This window comes from Mesorhizobium sp. M1227 (genome assembly GCF_040318315.1).
Taxonomy (GTDB): Bacteria; Pseudomonadota; Alphaproteobacteria; order Rhizobiales; family Rhizobiaceae; genus Mesorhizobium.
This window is the reverse complement of record NZ_JAMYLZ010000003.1, coordinates 233,250-251,145: the sequence shown is the minus strand read 5'-3', so window position 1 is coordinate 251,145 and position 17,896 is coordinate 233,250. Positions and strand designations below refer to the sequence as shown.

Genomic DNA, 17,896 nt, shown 5'->3' with positions numbered 1-17,896 from the left:
TCTTCCAGCACCCCTCATCCGGCTCGGCGCTACGCGCCGATCCACCTTCTCCCACAAGGGGAGAAGGAAAAGTCCCCTCCCGCGTCAGAACGCGTCCATCCTGGCCGCGACCTTCGCGATGAACCTCGTCCGCGTCTCGTCCGTCGACAGGTTCATCGAGTAATGCGCAAGGTAGGAAACCGACCCGCCGGGCTTGATCGTCGCACGCAGCACCCGCTTGACCAGCTTGCGCGGCGGGTCACCCATCAGCATGGCTCGGAACCGGCTGCCGCCATAGGTCGTGACCGCGACCACCTTGCGGATGTTGTGCAGTGACGGCGTCACCTTGCCGTCGACCAGCTTGAACGACACGCCGGGCAGGAAGACGCGATCGAAAAAGCCTTTCAGAATGGCCGGATAGCCGAAGTTCCACACCGGAAACGACAGCACCAGCGCCTCGGCCCGCAGAAGGCGCTCGACATAGGCTGACGCCGGATCGCCGTCGCTGCGTTCGTCGTGATAGGACATCCGTTCGGCCCGCGTCAGCCTGGGATCGAAACCCTCGGCATAGAGATCGCAGTCGTCGACGACATGGCCGGCGACCTTCAGCCGCTCGATGATCGTCCGGTGCAGATCGGCGTTGAAGCTGGTCTCCACAGGATGAGCATAGAGGACGAGGACGTTCACAGGAGAACATCTCGCAAGTCGGCACCAAGCACCCCCCTCTGCCCTGCCGGCCATCTCCCCCTCAAGTGGGGAGATCGGCTGTCAGTATCGCTTTCGCCAGTTGACGACGTTGGAAGATGGTCGAGACGTTGGAACTGCCAAATTCCCCCCTTGAGGGGGAGATGCCAAGTGGTGGCAAAGAGGGCAGGCCAGAGGGGGGTACAGCGCCACACGCCCGTCATCGGCTCAACCCGCCTTCTCCAGCCCCTTGAACAGGAACGACTTGCCCGAGCGATAATCATAGTCCGGGTTTTCCCAGGCGATCATCTTGCCCGGATTGAGCAGCCCTTGCGGGTCGGTTTCGCGCTTGAAGGCGAGTTGCACCTCGTCGGTGCGCTTCATGCCGCCTTCTTCCAGCGTGTAGCGGTGCGGGTTGAAGATCCAGCAGCCATTGTCCTCGTGGATGCGGATGATCTCGTCGAGCCGCTCCGCCGTGGTGAAGCGCACCAGCGGCAGCCCTGCAATGCCGATTGCGCCGTCGAAGCGGATGAATTCGAGATGCGCCGGCACCTCGTCGCCGAAGCGGTCGACCATCGCCTTGACGTGGCCGAGGTGGTCCGGCGACGGGTAGCGGGTCTGCAGGTAGGTGATCGTCGGATCGACCCGGATGGCACGCAGCGTCGTGTGGTTCCAGGTCAGCTCATAGGCCGGCGGCAATCCCTTGAGATCGGCCTCCTTGTCGGCGCGGAAGACGATCTCGCCCTTGCTGCGCGCCGTGAAGGCGAGGAAGGCATCCATAGCATGCGGTGCGATCATCAGGACGACGATGCTTTGGCCGCGCCGGAAAAACCGCTGGTGGCGCTTGAAGTAATCGTAGGGGATCGGTGCTGCGATCGGCGTGATCAGTTTTGCCAGTATGCCGTCCTGGATGGCGAGATCGTTGCCGAAGCCGGCCGCATCCATGAAATCGTCGAAGCCGACGATGACGTCGATCCAGTCATAGCTGGCGGTCAGCGGCATCTCGACTTCGGTGATGATGCCGTTGGTGCCGTAGGCGTGCATCACCTTCAGCACGTCCTCGCCGGTGAGCTCCATGACCCGCGGCTGTGCCTCCATCGTCACGGTCCTCAGCCGGATGACGTTGCCGAGGTCGCGCAGTCCGCCCCAGCGGATCGAGCCGATACCGCCGGAGCCGCCGGCGACGAAGCCGCCGATCGATGCGGTGTTGTAGGTCGACGGCGACATGCGGAGCTCCTGGCCGGAATGCGCCCGCGTCGCTCTGTCGATGTCGGCGAGCACGGCGCCGGGGCCGGTGACGACACGGCCGGGGGCGATCGTCTTGACCGCGTTCATTTCGGCGAGATTGAGCACCACGCCGCCGGACAGCGGCATCGCCTGCCCGTAATTGCCGGTGCCACTGCCGCGCGGCGTCACCGGGACGCCGTGCCGGTGGCAGGCGGCGAGAATGCGGACGACCTCGTCTTCGGTTTTCGGTGTCACGATCAGGTCGCCGGTGACGTGCTCGAGCTGCTGCTTCAGCACCGGGCTGTACCAGTAGAAGTCGCGGCTCTTCTGCTGGACGATCGCCGGATGGTCATCGACCTTGAGGCCGTCCAGGTCGCGCTTGAGCGCCGCAATATCCATCATTCCACCATCAGATCATCGAGTTCGGCATAATCGGGCAGCTGGCGCTCGATCGCCTGGCCGTCGCGCACCACGATGCGGTCCGATTCGGGTCGCGACAGCAATTCCGTCCAGCTTCGCCCCCTGAAGACGACGAAATCGGCCGGCGCTCCGGCGGCAAGCGTGCCGAAACCATCGAGCCGCATCACCTTGGCCGGCGTTGCGGTGACAGCTTGCGGCCAGTCCGCGACGGGATGGTCTAGATGCAGGATGCGCGTCGCCATGCGGTAGACCTCCAGCATGTCGAGATCGCCATAGGCGTAGAACGGGTCGCGCGTATTGTCGGAGGCGACGGCGACGGCAATGCCGCGCGCCTTCATCTCGTGCAGCAGCGTCACCCCGCGCCAGCGCGGCGTTGTCCTGTCGCCTCGCCGGTCCTGCAGATAGAGATTGCACATCGGCAGCGACACCACCGCCAAGCCGGCCTTGGCGACCTTGTCCAGGGTGTCGAGCACGTCGAGATCGGGCTGGCGCGCCAGCGAGCAGCAATGGCCGACCAGGATGTTCCCGTCAAAACCGTTCCAAAGGGCGGCTTCGGCGATTTTCTTCAGCGAGATCGCCGCGATATCGTCGGTCTCGTCGGCGTGGAAATCGAGGTCGAGGCCGTGCTTGATCGCCTGCGCGAACACCTGGTCGAGCAATTCTTCGAGATCCGGCACCATGTAGGTGACGACCCCGAGGACACCCTTGGCGGCAGCCACCCGCTTGGCCAGCCTCTCGAACCATTTCCTGTCGCGCACGCCTTCGATGCCGAGCAGGCAGGCCGCCTGCAGCTCGATGCGGCTGCGCCATTTCTCCCGCATCGTCTCGAACACCGGCCAGGAGATCTCTTCCTGCGGCGCGACGCTGTCGAGATGCGTGCGCAGCGCCCTGGTGCCGTGCGCGTAGGCGCAGCGCAGCGAAAAATCCATGCGACGGGCAACGTCGTCGGCGCTCCAGCGCGCCGCCCGGTCGGCGCCGGTCGCATTCAGCGCGCCCATGAAAGTGCCGTCCGGGTTGGGCTTTCGAGGCCAGATATGGCCCTTGTCGATATGGGTGTGGCAATCGACGAAGCACGGCAGCACGATGCGGCCGCCGAGGTCGGTGGCGTCCGCCGGTGCGTTGGATCGATGCGCCGTAATCCCGGAGATCTTGCCATCGGCGATTGCGATATCGGCGAGTGCAAAACCGTCGGCGTCGGAAGGAGCGGCAAGGCCGAGCGTCAGGGAGGCGTGAAGCCGGACCTTGGAGAGGACGAATTGGCCGGATTTGGGGATCATCGCAGAGGTCATCGCTGCCCCTCATACGGCTGCCGCCACCTTCTCCCCGTATAGAGACGGGGAGAAGGGGCTGACCGCGACCGCGGCGCACTTTCAGCAACGCTGGTGATGGGCGAGATCGTCGAGGAAGGCGTCCTTCTCCCCGTCACTATACGGGGAGAAGTGCCCGGCAGGGCGATGAGGGGCAGCGCTGACGCCGGGATGGGCGACAGGCAGCTTTTGCCCACAAAACACGGCACCATCACCGCTCCTGCCTCAGCGCGCTCTCGTGCCAGCGCCGCAAAATGAGATGCGAAATCAGCGACAGCACCAGGAAGATCAGGATGCCGGTGAGCGAGATCAGGATCAGCGCCGCGAACAGCCTTGGCGCGTTGAGCCGGTAGCCGGCCTCGATGATGCGCGAGGCGAGGCCGGACGACTGGCCGGTGGCGCCGGCGACGAACTCTGCCACCACCGCGCCGATCAGCGATAGGCCGCCGGCGATCTTCAGCCCGCCGAGGAAATAAGGCATCGCCGCCGGCAGCCGCAGATAGCGCAATTGCTGCCAGCGGGTCGCACCGTTGAGCTTGAACATGTCGCGCAGATTGCGGTCGACAGAATTGAGGCCGAGCGTGGTGTTGGAGAGGATCGGGAAGAAGGCGACGATCCAGGCGCAAAGCAAAAGCTTCGTCGTCTGGTTGTCGACATAGATATTGATCAGCGGAAAGATCGCGACGATCGGCGTCACCTGCAGCACGATGGCGAAGGGAAAGAACGACATCTCGACCCATTTCGACTGAGCGAACAGCACTGCCAGCCCGACACCGCCGACCACGGCGAGAAGCAGGCTCAAGAAGGTGATCGTGAGTGTCACTAACAGCGAGGAGAACAGCAGCCCGGCATCGTCGTGCAGCGTTTGCAGCACCACACCGGGACGCGGCAGGATGTATTTCGGGATGTCGTTCCAGACGCAGATGCGGTCCCACAGCCAGATGGCCAGGATCATGATCGCCAGCGGCAGCAGCCATCTGCCGATGCGCTCGAAGCGCTCCTGGCGGACGCGGCGCGCCTCCTCCGGGTCGAGCGCCAGGACTGGTTCTTCAATGGCCGTCATGATGCGGTCCGGCAGTTGAGTTGATGGCGCCGATCAGCACGTCGGATGCCTGGCGGCAGAGCGCGGCATAGTCGGGCGAGGTGCGAAACGCCTCGTCGCGCGGATAGGATGCATCGACGGCAAGCTCGGCAAACACCCGGCCCGGCCGCGCCGCCATGACGACGATGCGGTTGGAGAGGAATACGCTTTCGAAGACGCTGTGGGTGACGAAAACGACGGTAAAACGCTCATCCTGCCATAGCTCGAGAAGGTCGTTGTTGAGCTTGAAGCGGGTGATCTCGTCGAGTGCGGCGAACGGCTCGTCCATCAACAGAATGCGCGGCTTGGTTACCATGGCGCGGGCGATAGAGACGCGCATCTTCATGCCGCCGGACAGTTCGCGCGGCACGGCATTCTCGAAGCCGGTCAGGTGAACCCGCGCCAGCATCTCCATCACCGCCGGCGCCGCCTTGGCACGCGACACGCCCTTCAGCCGCAGCGGCAGCCAGACATTGTCAAAGACGTCGGCCCAGGGCAGCAGCGTCGGCTCCTGGAAGACGAAGCCGATATTTGAACGGTCGCCGATATTCGAACGCTCGAGGGCGCCGCTGCCGCGCCAGTCGAGCACGCCCGAGGTCGGCGTCGACAGGCCGGCAATCAGCCGCAGCGCCGTCGACTTGCCGCAGCCCGACGGCCCGAGCAGGCTGAGGAAGTCGCCTTCCCGGATCGTCAGCTCGACATTGCTGAGCGCGGTAACGCCGTTGGAAAACACCTTGCCGACACCGCGCAGCGCCAACAGCGTCGGCCCTGGTATACTTCCTGGCTGTTGCGCCACTTTCTCCAGCTTCACGGCCTACTTCTTCAGGTCGAGCCCGACGCTCTTGTTGACGAAGGCCAGCGTATAGGCCTTCTTGATGTCGATGCCCGCCGGCGTGACCTTGGCCTTGATCATCTTGTCGTAGAAACTCTGGATGCGCGCATCGGTCATGGCGCCGATGCCGAGCTTTTCGCTGTCGCCGGAATCGACCACGCCGAACTTCTTCAGCTGCTCGATCGAAAAGGCGATCTGCTCATCCGTCATGTCCGGATTTTCCTTTTTGATCATCTCGTTGGCGGCCTTGTTGTCACCGTAGAGATAATTGTACCAGCCCTTGGCCGAGCCATCGACGAAGCACTGGACCACCTCGGGACGCTTGTCGATCGTCTCCTGCATGGTCTCGACCGTCGTTGCATATGTGTCCCAGCCATAGTCGGCCAGCAGAAACTGGTTCGGCGTGAAACCGCCCTGCTTCTGGACGGCGAATGGCTCCGAGGTGACGTAACCCTGCTGGATCGACTTCTTGTTGGCGATGAACGGTGCCGGGTTGAAGGTGTAGGGCACGCGCTTGGCGGCATCGAAGCCGAGGTCGGTGACCATCCACTGGAAGAAGGTCTGCGCACCTTCGTCGCCGAGGATGTACTGCTCGGCGTTCTTCAGGTCTTCCCATTTGTCCAGCCCCTGCCCGGGATGGGACATGATGACCTGCGGGTCCTTCTGGAAGTCGGCCGCCACGACGCGCATCGGTATGCCTTGCTGCACGGCATCGAAGGCCGACAGCAGATTGCCGCCCATGTAAAAATCGATCTTGCCGGCCAGCAGCAGCGGCCGGCCGCTGACCTGTGGGCCGCCCTGCATGATCGTCACGTCGATGCCGCAGGCGGCATAGGTGCCGTCCACCACGGCCTGGTAGTAACCGCCATGCTCCGGCTCGGCCAGCCAGTTGGTGCCGAAGGTGACTTTTTCGTTCGCTGCCGCGGCAAGCGTGCCTGCGCCAAGCAGCACGATCACGCCCGCCGAAATCTTGAGTTTTCCGTACATCCACACCACCCTTTGTTCGCTCCGGCGCGTCACGCGTCGGGCTCGACACCATTGTTTCAAGAAGCAAGACACATGCCACCGGCGCGTTGCGCCGGGACCGCCCGCTTGTGCAATGCCCGCCTGAGCAATGGCGGCGCGAAGGCCGGACGGGTCATGCTGTACGAAAGGCATCGTGCCTATTTTTTGATCGCCTGTCCACAATCGCCCTCGTGACATGCACCGCCATCTTGATGCCCGCATCGATCCGGCCTTAGAGCGACGTGCGTCCACTTGGACGCACAAAGTACGCTCTAAAACTTTGAATCTTCGCATCGTGCTTTCCGAAAATCGATCCCGATTTTCGGGCCGATGCGATAGGCTGCCGTGAACGGAGATTGCCATGTTCAAATTTCTCACGCCGAAGTCGATCAAGCCGCCCTTCGCCCGCTACAGCCATGGTGTCGAACTGCCGCCCGGCAAGCGGCTGGTGCTGTGTTCGGGCCAAGTCGCAATCACCCCGGACGACCAGATCCCCGAGGAGGCCGGCGCACAGGCCGAGCTTTGTTTCCAGAACATAGCGGCGATTCTCGGCGAGGCCGGGCTCGGCCTGTCCGACATCGTCCGCATCAACACCTACGTCACCGACCGCGCCTTCCTGCGGCCCTATATGGAGGTTCGCGACCGGCTGTTTGCCAGCCCGGCGCCGGCCTCGACGCTGATGATCGTGTCCGGTTTTGCCCGGCCGGAATTCAAGGTCGAGATCGAGGTCATTGCGGCGGGATGATCGACAGCCGATCGTTCCCGCGTTAGGTCTGGGCTTGTCGGTTCAAGAGGGCATGACATGACCGCTGCAAAAAAACGCGTATGGTGGGGTGACTACCGGACCACCGAATACGCGACCGTCGATCCTGAGGCGACCATTGCCGTTCTGCCGCTGGCGGCGATTGAGCAGCACGGCCCGCATCTGCCGGTCTCGACCGACACCTCGATCATGAACGGCATGCTGGAAACGGTGATCGCGCGCCTGCCCGGCGATCTCGACATCCGCATCCTGCCGGTCCAGGCGGTAGGCAAGTCGAACGAGCATTTGCATGCGCCGGGCACCCTCACTTTGCCGGCGACGACCTTGGTCGAGGCGTGGACCGAACTTGGCCTGTCGGTCGCGCGCGCCGGCGTCCGAAAACTGATTGTCGTGAACTCGCATGGCGGCAATGAGGAGATCATGGGCATCATCACCCGCGAATTGCGCGTGCGGGCAAAGATGCTGGCGGTAAAGACCAGCTGGCAGCGTTTTGGCCGGCCGGCCGGCATGTACACCGAGCTCGAGGACCGCCACGGCATTCATGGCGGCGACGTCGAGACCTCGCTGATGCTGCATTTCCGGCCCGACCTCGTCGACATGGCCAAGGCCGACAATTTCGTGTCCAAGGTCGCCCGCGCCGAAAAGGAATTTTCGCTGCTGCGCCACACCGGAACGCACGCCTTCGCCTGGATCGCCAGCGATCTCAACCCGAATGGCGTCGTCGGCGACGCCAGCATTGCCACCGCCGAAAAAGGCCGGCTCACCGCCGAGCATCAGGCCGACGGCTTCATCGGCCTGCTGAGGGACGTGGGCAAGGCAAAGCTGGCGGATTGGTTGGCGTAGGTGTTTGATCCCACCAGTTCAGGCCTCGCTCACGAGGGCGATTCCATTCGCGCGCGAGGATCCTCACTTCACCTCTTGAAGCGGCGACACCGTGTAGATTTCGTCCAGTATCTTCACCATCAAGGTGTTGGCGGTCGCCTGGCCGTCGAGCGCGAGAGTCAGGTTGGTCCATATGACCAGGGTGACGTCATTGGCCGGATCGTAGCCCATGAAGGACTGGTAACCGGGCATCTCGCCTTCGTGATAGTAGATTTCGTTAGGCCCGAAGGTCAGCGTTAGGATGCCATAGCCGTATTTTTGCATGGCGGGTTCGCCCGGCTCCGGCGCCTCAGGGCTTGCAAGCCACTGCCGCTGAAAGTCGGCATTGAAGAGCTTGCCCCCGACTAGCGCGCGCATCCAGGTCGCGAGGTCATCCGCGGTGGAGATGACTCCGCCAGCCGCAAAGTAGGCGGACGGGTTCTGCCATGTGTCGTCGTTGGGCTTGAGCGTTCCCGCCCTGGCCGCAGCCTGGAGGTCGTCCGGATAGGGCGCATCAGCCAGGGCGTACGAAGTACTGCCGTAGAGATAGCCGTTTGAGTATGGCTCGGGGATGGCGTTCGACGTGCTCGGCGGCAACGCCGTGTTCTTCATGCCGAGCGGTCCGAACAGGCGGTCCCGGAAGATGGTCGAGAGCGGCTTGCCGTCGATCTTCTCGGCAACAAGGCCGAGCAGATAGTAGTTGGTGTTGTTGTACTCGAATTCGGCACCCGGCGCGAAGTCCGGCGGCCGTTTGAACGCCATGCCGAGTACTTCATCAGCGGTCCATACCTTGTAAGGATACTTGTCCAGGCTTTCGGCAAGTTCCGGCGCATTGGTGAAGTTAGGGAGGCCGCTCCGCATTGTTATGAGCTGCCGAATGGTTATCTCGTCGCCGTTGGGAACGCGCTGGACGTATTTCGAGATCAGATCGGCGAAGCTCAGTTTCCCCTCCTGCACCAGTTGCACGATTACAGCGGCCGTCATCGTCTTGGTGTTCGAGGCCGCACGGAAGTGGGTATCGGCGCGCGGCGGGTTCGTGGCACCCAGTTCAGTCGTACCGTAGCCGAAGACGAGGTTGCCCCGCGGAGTCTTGAGCAAAACCATGGCACCGGGCAGCATAAGTTCTTTGGCCAAACCCTCGACAGTGGCTTGGAGCGCTGCCAGGTCGATCGACTTGAGAGCCGGCATGGACGCGGCCATGGCGCTGCCTGTCGCGCAGACCACGCCAACAACGATGGCCAAAATTCTCCCGATCATCATTCGCCCCTTGGCCGTGTGCTAGAACTCCTGCGCACTTTTCCTGGAATTTGTTTTTAGGCTCAGATTTTCAATTCGAACGGCGTGCCTTCGAAAGCATCCGCGCCGCGCCCGATCGCCTGGATCGCTTCGATCATCCGGCCCCTGCGATCGAGCAGTGCGTCGGCAATTGCGATCAGCCGCGGATTGGGTGTCGCCGTGGGCGACAGCGCGCGCAGCGTCTCGGCCAGTTCGGCCTCGTCGCGCTTCGGCGCCAGCGCTGCCGCGATGATATAGGCCGAGGCGGTCGAGCGGCTGATGCCGGCATAGCAATGCACCACCAGCGGCCGCGAGCGATCCCATTGGCGTGCGAAATCGAGCAGGTTCACGACATGCTCCTCGCCCGGCATCGTCATGCCCTCCTGCGCCACCGCAATGTCGTGCATGACCAGATGCAGATGGTTTTCCCTGGTGATCGAGGCCGGTCGCATCACCTCCGTTCCGGCGGCAAGCAGCGAAAGCAGCCGGCCGGCCCCCGTCTTCGTTACCGTTTCCTCGACTTTGGACAGCGAGCAGACATGGATCATTGGATCGTTTCTCCCTTGGCATCATCGTCGCGCCGCGAGGCCCAGCCGGCAAGTGCGGATTCGAGCCGCCGCCATTCTTCGTCGGCTCCCGGCAGGCCGGCGCGCAGCACATCCGGCCGGCCAGCGAAATGCCGAAGCAGGATGCCGCGCTGGCCGAGCGCCGAAAACAGGCCGGCGGCGTTCGCCAGCCTGATATAGCGGAACAGCGTGGTGCCACCGGCGAACGGCACGCCGAAGCGGCCGAACAGCGTATCGAGCCGTGCGGCATCCTCGGCCAGACGGCGCCGCATCCCGGCCTGCCAGCCGGTATCGGCAAGCGCCCTTATGCCATATTCGAGCGCCGGCCCGGCAACTGCCCATGGCCCGAATTGCGCCTCCAGCCGCCCGACCGTCAGCGCATCGGCCAGTGCAAAGCCAAGCCGCAGGCCGGCCAGGCCGAAGAACTTACCGAACGAACGCAGCACGACGATGCCGCCCTGGTCGACGTCGCCGGCCAGGCTTTCGCTGCGCGGGCCGACATCCATGAAGGCCTCGTCGACCACCAGCAGCCCGCCTCTGGCGCGTAATGTCCCGGCAAGTCGAAGCAATCTTTCGCGCTCGACGACGCGCCCGTCCGGGTTGTTGGGATTGACGACGACGGCAAGGTCGGCCGCCGCCAGGGCTTCGAAATCATCGACTTCAGCCGCCGCATGGCCGGCGATCGCCGCTGCCCGCCGATGCTCGGCATAAGTCGGCCCGAGCACCAGCGCCGTGCCCGGGCTGACCAGCGAAGCGACGCGCGGCAACAGGATCTGCGTGCCGGGCGCCGCTGCGACATTCGCCGCCGACGGGGCGCCATAGGCGCTTGCCGCGCGTTCAGCCAAGTCGCGGCTGCGCGCTGTTTCCGGCAATCGCGACAGGGCGGTGGCGGGCAAATCGAAAAGCGGGTAGGAGTGCGGATTGATCCCGGTCGAGAGGTCGACGAAAGGCAGCGGCGCGTGAGGGAAAAGCGCCCTCGCCCGGCCAAGGCTTCCGCCGTGGTCCACTGCCGCCGTCACTCCATCAAGAGACTTCATGCCGATCCTGATCACTTTCCTGTCGCTGGCCATCGAACTTGTACTCGGCTACCCGGCCCGGCTCTTCGATGCCATTGGCCATCCCGTCACCTGGTTCGGCAGGCTGATATCCTTTCTCGACCGCAGGCTCAACCGCGCCACTGATTCCGACGCCCACCGTCGCGGCTGGGGCGTCGTCGCGCTGCTGGTGATCGTGCTGGTGCCGGCCGCCCTCGCCCTCTGGCTCGAAACCTTGCTTTGGAGCATTCCCCTCGGCTTGTTGGTCACCGCAATCCTGGCGACGTCGCTGCTGTCGCAGAAGAGCCTGGCCGAGCATGTCGAAGCGGTCGCCGACGCACTCGACAGCGGCGGACTGGATATGGGCCGCATTGCCGTCTCGCGGATCGTCGGTCGCGACCCGGAAAAGCTCGACAGGGCCGCTGTCTGCCGCGCCGCGATCGAAAGCCTAGCCGAGAATTTCTCCGACGGCGTCGTCGCTCCCGCCTTCTGGCTCGGTATCGGCGGGCTCGCCGGCGGCGTCGCCTACAAGGCCGCCAACACCGCCGATTCGATGATCGGCCATCGCACCCCGCGCCACGAAGCCTTCGGCTGGGCGGCGGCGCGCTTCGACGATTGGATCAATCTGCCGGCGTCGCGGCTGACGGCGCTGCTGATCGTACTCGCCGCTTTTCTGGTCAAGGGCGCCGACGCCAAGGGCGCCTGGCACGCCGTGCGGCGCGATGCGAAAAAACACCGCTCGCCCAACGCCGGCTGGCCGGAAGCAGCGATGGCCGGCGGGCTCGGCCTGGCGCTCGCCGGCCCCCGTTCCTATGACGGCGTGATGGTCGAAGACGCATTGATGGGCGAAGGCGGCCGGCGCGATGATGTCGAGAGCACCGACATCCGACGGGCCCTGAAACTCTACCGCGTCGCCGACTTACTGCTGATCGCGCTGTTCGGAATCATCGCGGTGATCGTCATCGCCGCGTGAACGTCCGAATGGGTCGGCAAACCCGACCTACCAGGTAACACGGACTTCCTTTGCGCTCGGATCGGCTTCCACGCCAAACCTTTTGATCGCGTACCCACCGGCAGCTACGGGAGAAGATTTCAATAAGGGTTCGACTACGACAAAAAGTCGTTCAGCGTTTGGCCCATACATGTAGAGGATGCATTCGCCTTCACCAAACAAGTCACCGTCAAACTCGCCGACCGATGCATCCTCGATAGCTTTCTCTAGCCGATCCTCGAGCGCATAAATGGATTCGCGTTCGTCAGCGGCACCAAACTGACCATCATTGAGAATAAGATAGACGATTACCGCCTGGTCCACGAACAATCTCCAGCTTCGCAAGCGACCAGAACTCTATCCCCTGACATCCGGCGGCACTGAAACTCTACCGGATCGCCGACTTTCTGCTGATCGCACTGTTTGGGGTAATCTCGACGGTCGTAATTCTGTTGTGATCTTCGCCCGATCTCAGGCGAAACAAAAACCCGCCATGCGGCGGGTCGTTGGAGCCAATTAGCACCATACCGAAATTAGTAGCATAGCTGCCGGCACAAAGCAAGAACAAAATAGGGCTGCGCCTCAAATGATCGCTTCAGGTCGGCGCTGCCCCTCACCCTTACCATTCCAGGGGCGAGCCGCTTCGTGCGGCTTTCCCTTCTCCCCTTGTGGGAGAAGGTGGCCGCGAAGCGGCCGGATGAGGGGTGTTCCAGCTTGGCACCAACAGCGCCCCGGCCAGCACCTCTCAACCGTCTTGGCGCTGCGCGCCAATCCACCTTCTCCCACAAGGGGAGAAGGAAGAAGAGGCGCCAGCAACACCCCTCAGAACTCGATCCCCTGCTGCGCCTTCACGCCGGCGGAGAAGTGGTGCTTGGTCACGCCCATCTCGGTGACCAGATCGGCCGCCTCGACCAATACCGGTTTGGCGTTGCGGCCGGTGACGACGACATGCAGGCCTTCGCGACGCGCCTTCAGCGCCGCGACCACCTTTTCGAGATCGAGGTAGTCGTAGCGCAGCGCGATGTTCAGCTCGTCGAGCACCACGAGGCTGATCGACGGCTCGGCCATCAGCTCCAGCGCTTTCGCCCAGGCAGCCTCGGCCGCCGCGATGTCGCGCTTCAGGTCCTGTGTCTCCCAGGTAAAGCCTTCGCCCATGGCGTGCCAGACGACACGGTCGCCGAAGGCGGTAAAGGCGTCTTTCTCGCCGGTGTGCCATTTGCCCTTGATGAACTGAACGACGCCGACGCGCTTGCCATAGCCGAGCATCCTGAGTGCCAGCCCAAAGGCGGCCGTGGTCTTGCCCTTGCCCGGTCCGGTGTTGACGATCAGCAGCCCCTTCTCGACCGTCTTGGCCGCGACCTCTGCGTCCTGCACCGCCTTGCGCTTGGCCATCTTGGCGCGGTGGCGTTCCTCGTCCTTGGGATCGATAGTATCAGCCATGTCATTTCACCTTGAGCGGCAGCCCCGCCACCATCAAAAGCACGGTGCCGGCAACAGAAGCGACGTCCTGGTTCAGCCGGCCGGCGGCGTCGCGAAACCGTCTTGCCAGCGCATTGTCCGGCACGATGCCCTGGCCGACCTCGTTGGACACCACGAACCACGGCCCACGCGGCCGCGACAGCACATCGGCCAGCCTCCGGCATTCGGCCTCGACATCATGGTCGGCCAGCATATGGTTGGTCAGCCACAGCGTCAGGCAATCGATCAGCACCGGCTGGCCGTCAGGCAGCGCTCCGATCGCGCCGGCAAGGTCGAGCGGCGCATCGATGGTCGTCCAGCCGGCGCCGCGGCGCGAGCGGTGCAGCGCGATGCGCTGGCGCATCTCGTCGTCATAGGCTTGCGCCGTGGCGATATAGCTCCAAGGCGGCGGGCCGACCGTCACCAGGCTCTCGGCATGCGCGCTCGTGCCGGCCCGCCCACCGCCGATGACCAGGGTCAGTGCCCCGGCAGCGCGGTCAGGCAAAGCTGTCGCGCAGGCTGGTCGCCGTGCCCGTGAAGCGTCCGCGCACCACGCCGACGACCGCGCCGAGCACCAGCCAGAACACCAGATTGGTCAGCGTCACCGCCACCACGAACTGGTGGTGCAGGCCTTCCGGGATCGCGGTCTCGAAGCTATCGGGCTGCGGCGCGCCGACAATATGCGGCGCCATGATCAACGCTACGGCAAGGATCGCCAGCGGCAACGATCTGCGGAAGGCGATAAGGCCGAGCCCGGCGGCGGTCGCCACCACTGTTGCCCACCACCAGATCTGGCGTTGGACAAGGTCGGCCGCCGGCATCGCCGGCAATTCCGGCGGCAGGCCGAGGCCCGGCGCCAGCGTGAACACGGCAAAGCCGGCAAGCCCCCAGAACACGCCCTGGCGCCAGTTGCCGATGCCGCCGGCGAATTCCGAAACCGCAACCAGGACCAGCGCAAAGCCGATGCCGGTGACGATATTGGCAACGACGCTGAAGCCGAAGCGTTCGAAACCGTCGGCCGGCGCCCAGCCTTCGTCTTCCGCCGGAGCCATTGCTTCAGCCGGTGCCGGCGCGGCGCTGCTCATAGCCGTCGTGCCCGCGGCGCTTTCGGCCGGTGCCGCAGGTGCCGCGGTATGGTCATGGCCGCCGCCGGCCTGTTCGTAGACTTCCGCCTTCAGGATGAGCGGCACCGTGGCATAGGCTTGCATGCAGGCGAGAGCCACGCCGGCCACAAGCCCTGCGATCGCCGCGATGAACACGACGTTGCGAAACAGTGTCATGATGTCAGCCCCTTGTTAGTGGCAGGGAAAGCCCATCGAATGGCGATAGTCGTGCGCGGCATTGTGGACCGCATCGATATGCGAGAAGCCGACAAAGCCCATGACGAAAATGCCGAGGAATGCAGCAAGCGCCAGCTGCATGAGACGCGACTGCGAGGAGGCGGAAGCGCCGAGCGAAACGGAAGCGGTATTCATGTCTTGTCCTTTCGCCCTCCACCCGAGGGCATAGAAGTCAGTTTCCTGTCGCCGGCAGGTCTCCTGGCTCGCGGATCAGCGCCCTTCCCCACCTTCCCGAAGGCGAACCTTCAGTGGCATATGGAGAGGACTACCGCACACAGTTGCGGGGGCAGCCACGGCATTGGGCAAACAATTTCGCCCGCACCGCATTCCCTCTTGGTTCCAAACGGAACCGACGACATCAGCGACTATAGGCAGAATCGCCGCGCCCGGCAAACCAAATTCCGCCGGATCGTGTGGCGAATGCGCCGCCTCGCCAAGTTCGCAGACCGGCGCCGCGATTGACAATTTTCGCAGCCGGGTGTCGGCTGGCGGATGGGGAGGAAGCCGGCATGCAACCCAGCCCGAACAAGCGATCCAACGGCCTGACGCGGCCCGAGCCGACGCTGCCGTCAAACAGCCTATTGGGACATCGCAGCCTATCAGCGCGATCTCGAGGCGATCTGGTATCGCAACTGGCTGCTCGTCTGCCGCGACGCGAAGCGCTCGCCGATCCGGCCGCCGATATCGACAACATCGTCGCGTTCGGTACCCAGGTGCTGGAGGAGGATGCTGATATCTGCGAGGTCAACCAGATGGGCCTGCGCTCGATGCGCCATAAGACCGGCGTGCTGATGCCCGAGGGATACGACTTGCACCGCTTCCACAACTGGCTCCGCGAGCGCCATGCGGCGCTCGCACATCAAAGCGATTTGGGCAGATAGCGCCAGGTGACGAAGCCGCAGGCCGCCGCCAGCAGGCCGAGTGTCGCGAAAACCGCGCCCAGGCCGAAGAACGCCAGCACGCCGGCCAAAGGCTTTCCGGCTGTGGCCTAAAGCAGCCCTGATGCCGACCGGCGCCAACACGACGCAAGGCCCAGCTTCTTTTGACGGTGGCAACCGTGATAGTCGTCTTGCCGGGGCTGAACCAAGACAGCGAGACCATGAGCATCGACACGCCGACCGCAGCCGTTCAGGATCAACCGAAGTCGAAGCGCATCGCCGTTATCGACATTGCACGCGGCATCGCTTTGCTTGCCATGGCGAGCTATCATTTCACCTGGGACCTCGAATTCTTCGGCTACACCGATCCCGGCCTCACCGCCTTCGGCTGGTGGAAAATCTACGCGCGCTGCATCGCCTCGAGCTTCCTGTTCCTGGTCGGCATCAGCCTCTATCTCGCCCATGGCAAAAAAATCCGCTGGACCGGCTTCTGGAAGCGCTTCGCCATGGTTGCCGGGGCAGCGCTCGCAATATCGCTGGTCACCCGCATCGCCACGCCCGACGGCTTCATCTTCTTCGGCATATTGCATGAGATCGCGCTCGCCAGCCTGCTCGGCCTGGCGTTCCTGCGCCTGCCGGCGCTGCTGACGCTGCTTGTCGCCGTATTCGTCGTCGCTGCGCCTTTCTACCTGCGATCCGAAACGTTCGATCATCCGGCTTTGTGGTGGGTCGGCCTGTCGGCGACCAACCCGCGCTCCAACGACTACGTTCCACTGCTGCCCTGGTTCGGCGCCGTACTTGCCGGCATCGCGGTTGCCAAGCTCGCCGCCACCTCCGGCGCGCTGACGCGGCTGTCGGCATTGGCGCCCGGCCGCTGGGCAAATCCGCTGGTCTTCATCGGCCGGCACAGCCTTGCTTTCTATCTGATCCATCAGCCGGTGCTGATCGGCTCGGTCTGGCTGTTTTCGCAATTCATGCCGGCGCAGGCCGAAACCAGGGAGGTGAGATTTCTGAAATCCTGCCAGATATCCTGCGAGCAGGCACGCGACACCGAGTTCTGCTCCAGCTATTGTGCCTGCATGCTGGACACTCTCCAGGGCGAAGCCTCGCTTGACCGGCTCAACAGCGACGACCAGTCCCCGGAGTGGAAGGCGCATATTGGCGAGCTCGCCGGCACCTGCACCGCCCAAACCGAGGCGGCGGAACCGGGAACGCGCTAATCGAGGGAGGACAATAATGAGCGACAGTCACCCGAAACCCGTGCAGCAAAATCCTGGGCAGCCGAAGCTGGGGCACATCCCATGGCCGCCGCTGATCTATGTCGCCGCCATCATCGTCAGCGTCGCGCTAGGGCTGCTCTATCCACTGCCGTGGATCGGCGATCTTCTCGGCGACATCCTGTTCGCCGCCGGCCTTGTGGGGTTGGTGGCGGTTGCCGCGCTCTGGTTCACGGCAATCCGCACCATGATCCGCGCCAAGACGACGCTCAACCCGAACGGCGTGCCTGACCATCTGGTGACCACCGGACCCTTCGCCGTCAGCCGCAACCCGATCTACCTCGCCAACACGCTGCTGCTGGTCAGCCTCGCCTTTGTCACTGGGATCGCCTGGTTCCTGCCGCTGGCAGTCATCGCGGCGTTCCTGACGCAGAAGCTGACGATCGAGAGCGAGGAGAAGGTGCTGACGGCCAAATTCGGCAAGAAATACCGGGACTACGCCAAAAGGGTGCGGCGCTGGATTTGAGCCGGCGCTGACGCCACGCTCATGTGGTGACGCCGAGTTCCACCAGCCGCTCGACGCAGGATTCCTCGGCTTGGTCGAGCTCTGCCAGGGTCTCTTCGAGGTCACGGCGTTTCTGGCGAAGATCCTCGCGCTTTTCCTCGATGCGCTTGATCATCAGCTTGAGCTGGCCTACCTCGCCGGGCGGCTCCCTGTACATCTGGATGATCTCGCGGATTTCGTTGATCGAGAAGCCGAGTCTTTTTCCCCGCATGATCTGGCGGATGAGATGCCGGTCCGACGGACGGAACAGCCGCGTGCGGCCGCGTCTTACCGGCTGTACCAGCCCTTCGTCCTCATAGAAGCGCAACGTCCGCGTCGACACGTCGAATTCGCGGGTCAGCTCCGTGATCGAATAATATTCCCGCATCGTCACTCCAATGCCCCGGCCACGCCGCGAGTTCCAACTGGCCGGC

At 63.8% G+C, this 17,896-nt stretch carries 21 protein-coding genes and 1 riboswitch; of the genes, 6 read left to right on the top strand and 15 right to left on the bottom strand.

Features of this window, described 5'->3' with window-relative positions; all coding sequences use genetic code 11:
- Nucleotides 1-84: 84 nt before the first annotated feature.
- From NKH28_RS06765 to NKH28_RS06740, 6 genes are all read right to left on the bottom strand, one after another.
- Nucleotides 85-666 (bottom strand): NAD(P)H-dependent oxidoreductase, encoded by a 582-nt coding sequence (locus NKH28_RS06765; protein WP_352978291.1) that lies wholly within the window; start codon nt 664-666, stop codon nt 85-87.
- A gap of 225 nt (nt 667-891) precedes the next feature.
- Nucleotides 892-2,289, bottom strand: a complete 1,398-nt coding sequence (locus NKH28_RS06760; RefSeq protein ID WP_352978417.1) for an FAD-binding oxidoreductase — start codon at nt 2,287-2,289, stop codon at nt 892-894.
- On the bottom strand, nt 2,289-3,587 hold the full coding sequence (locus tag NKH28_RS06755) for a cytosine deaminase (protein WP_352978415.1): 1,299 nt from the start codon (nt 3,585-3,587) through the stop codon (nt 2,289-2,291). The genes NKH28_RS06760 and NKH28_RS06755 overlap by 1 nt, the downstream gene beginning before the upstream one ends.
- 241 nt (nt 3,588-3,828) lie before the next feature.
- Nucleotides 3,829-4,680, bottom strand: a complete 852-nt coding sequence (locus NKH28_RS06750; RefSeq protein ID WP_352978289.1) for an ABC transporter permease — start codon at nt 4,678-4,680, stop codon at nt 3,829-3,831.
- On the bottom strand, nt 4,667-5,509 hold the full coding sequence (locus tag NKH28_RS06745) for an ABC transporter ATP-binding protein (protein ID WP_352613968.1): 843 nt from the start codon (nt 5,507-5,509) through the stop codon (nt 4,667-4,669). Before NKH28_RS06745 ends, NKH28_RS06750 begins: the two co-directional genes overlap by 14 nt.
- 3 nt (nt 5,510-5,512) lie before the next feature.
- Entirely contained in the window at nt 5,513-6,517 is a 1,005-nt protein-coding gene (locus NKH28_RS06740) for an ABC transporter substrate-binding protein (RefSeq protein ID WP_352613967.1), read from the bottom strand.
- A 379-nt stretch (nt 6,518-6,896) separates the two neighbouring features.
- On the opposite strand from NKH28_RS06740, the gene NKH28_RS06735 reads away from it, so the two are divergent.
- Together NKH28_RS06735 and NKH28_RS06730 are read left to right on the top strand one after the other, a co-directional pair.
- Complete coding sequence (locus NKH28_RS06735) at nt 6,897-7,280, top strand: RidA family protein (protein WP_352470263.1); 384 nt, start codon at nt 6,897-6,899, stop codon at nt 7,278-7,280.
- A gap of 57 nt (nt 7,281-7,337) precedes the next feature.
- A complete protein-coding gene (locus NKH28_RS06730; RefSeq protein ID WP_352539639.1) occupies nt 7,338-8,141 on the top strand; it encodes a creatininase family protein in 804 nt (267 codons plus the stop codon).
- Between the two features lie 63 nt (nt 8,142-8,204).
- On the opposite strand, the gene NKH28_RS06725 is transcribed toward NKH28_RS06730, so the two are convergent.
- The 3 genes from NKH28_RS06725 to cobD all read right to left on the bottom strand — a co-directional run bounded on the left by NKH28_RS06725 (nt 8,205) and on the right by cobD (nt 11,037).
- Nucleotides 8,205-9,416 (bottom strand): serine hydrolase domain-containing protein, encoded by a 1,212-nt coding sequence (locus tag NKH28_RS06725; RefSeq protein WP_352978286.1) that lies wholly within the window; start codon nt 9,414-9,416, stop codon nt 8,205-8,207.
- Between the two features lie 62 nt (nt 9,417-9,478).
- Nucleotides 9,479-9,982: a tyrosine phosphatase family protein gene (locus tag NKH28_RS06720; protein ID WP_352681651.1), complete on the bottom strand. Its 504-nt coding sequence runs from the start codon at nt 9,980-9,982 to the stop codon at nt 9,479-9,481.
- On the bottom strand, nt 9,979-11,037 hold the full coding sequence (gene cobD / locus NKH28_RS06715; protein WP_352978284.1) for a threonine-phosphate decarboxylase CobD: 1,059 nt from the start codon (nt 11,035-11,037) through the stop codon (nt 9,979-9,981). The genes NKH28_RS06720 and cobD overlap by 4 nt, the downstream gene beginning before the upstream one ends.
- On the opposite strand from cobD, the gene cbiB reads away from it, so the two are divergent.
- Entirely contained in the window at nt 11,036-12,007 is a 972-nt protein-coding gene (gene cbiB, locus NKH28_RS06710; protein ID WP_352978283.1) for an adenosylcobinamide-phosphate synthase CbiB, read from the top strand. The genes cobD and cbiB overlap by 2 nt on opposite strands.
- A 27-nt stretch (nt 12,008-12,034) precedes the next feature.
- Here cbiB and NKH28_RS06705 read toward each other — a convergent pair whose 3' ends face one another.
- The 5 genes from NKH28_RS06705 to NKH28_RS06685 form a co-directional block, all read right to left on the bottom strand.
- Nucleotides 12,035-12,349, bottom strand: a complete 315-nt coding sequence (locus tag NKH28_RS06705; protein ID WP_352470255.1) for a hypothetical protein — start codon at nt 12,347-12,349, stop codon at nt 12,035-12,037.
- A 498-nt stretch (nt 12,350-12,847) separates the two neighbouring features.
- Entirely contained in the window at nt 12,848-13,465 is a 618-nt protein-coding gene (cobO, locus tag NKH28_RS06700; RefSeq protein ID WP_352918907.1) for a cob(I)yrinic acid a,c-diamide adenosyltransferase, read from the bottom strand.
- 1 nt (nt 13,466) lies between these two features.
- Nucleotides 13,467-13,988: a bifunctional adenosylcobinamide kinase/adenosylcobinamide-phosphate guanylyltransferase gene (cobU, locus tag NKH28_RS06695; protein WP_352978281.1), complete on the bottom strand. Its 522-nt coding sequence runs from the start codon at nt 13,986-13,988 to the stop codon at nt 13,467-13,469.
- Entirely contained in the window at nt 13,981-14,763 is a 783-nt protein-coding gene (locus NKH28_RS06690; protein WP_352978280.1) for a CbtA family protein, read from the bottom strand. Before NKH28_RS06690 ends, cobU begins: the two co-directional genes overlap by 8 nt.
- Nucleotides 14,764-14,778: 15 nt before the next feature.
- Nucleotides 14,779-14,958 (bottom strand): CbtB domain-containing protein, encoded by a 180-nt coding sequence (locus NKH28_RS06685; RefSeq protein WP_023676561.1) that lies wholly within the window; start codon nt 14,956-14,958, stop codon nt 14,779-14,781.
- A gap of 36 nt (nt 14,959-14,994) precedes the next feature.
- A riboswitch (cobalamin riboswitch) is annotated at nt 14,995-15,192 on the bottom strand.
- Nucleotides 15,193-15,332: 140 nt separating this feature from the next.
- On the opposite strand from NKH28_RS06685, the gene NKH28_RS06680 reads away from it, so the two are divergent.
- From NKH28_RS06680 to NKH28_RS06670, 3 genes are all read left to right on the top strand, one after another.
- The gene (locus NKH28_RS06680; RefSeq protein WP_352978278.1) at nt 15,333-15,704 is read left to right on the top strand and encodes an SRPBCC family protein; all 372 of its coding nucleotides are present in this window, start codon (nt 15,333-15,335) and stop codon (nt 15,702-15,704) included.
- A 218-nt stretch (nt 15,705-15,922) separates the two neighbouring features.
- On the top strand, nt 15,923-16,921 hold the full coding sequence (locus NKH28_RS06675; RefSeq protein ID WP_352978276.1) for a heparan-alpha-glucosaminide N-acetyltransferase: 999 nt from the start codon (nt 15,923-15,925) through the stop codon (nt 16,919-16,921).
- 16 nt (nt 16,922-16,937) lie between these two features.
- A complete protein-coding gene (locus NKH28_RS06670) occupies nt 16,938-17,444 on the top strand; it encodes a methyltransferase family protein (protein ID WP_352817090.1) in 507 nt (168 codons plus the stop codon).
- A gap of 19 nt (nt 17,445-17,463) precedes the next feature.
- On the opposite strand, the gene NKH28_RS06665 is transcribed toward NKH28_RS06670, so the two are convergent.
- A complete protein-coding gene (locus NKH28_RS06665; RefSeq protein ID WP_023676566.1) occupies nt 17,464-17,850 on the bottom strand; it encodes a MerR family transcriptional regulator in 387 nt (128 codons plus the stop codon).
- Nucleotides 17,851-17,896: the final 46 nt, after the last annotated feature.